Annotated in this window: 1 tRNA gene; it reads left to right on the top strand. The window is 36.4% G+C overall.

From position 1 onward, the window contains the following. Window positions 1-52: 52 nt before the first annotated feature. Window positions 53-126 (top strand) — tRNA-Ala (locus H6A27_RS14780). Window positions 127-313 lie beyond the last annotated feature (187 nt).

Raw genomic sequence — 313 nt, 5'->3', positions numbered from 1 at the left:
ACAAGAAGGTTTTTCTTTCTTGTACTACAGACAAGTTTGTTTTATATTATATGGGGGATTAGCTCAGCTGGCTAGAGCACCTGCTTTGCACGCAGGGGGTCAACGGTTCGAATCCGTTATTCTCCACAGAATATAAGGATAGACTTGCGAAGCAAGTCAATCTCATAAAATTCTCCACAGAAATGTGGATTCTCAATAGAGAATACAGAATTTTAAGAAGATCTTTGACATGATGTAACAAGCTGAAAAAGAGTAAATAATTTTGGTCAAAACCAAAAGAGCTGAAAGTATATATCATCCGCTCTGAATTATA

Source organism: Bacteroides caecigallinarum (assembly GCF_016902295.1).
GTDB lineage: Bacteria > Bacteroidota > Bacteroidia > Bacteroidales > Bacteroidaceae > Phocaeicola > Phocaeicola caecigallinarum_A.
Note: the sequence above shows the minus strand (reverse complement) of the source record. Positions and strands in the feature narration are given on the sequence as shown.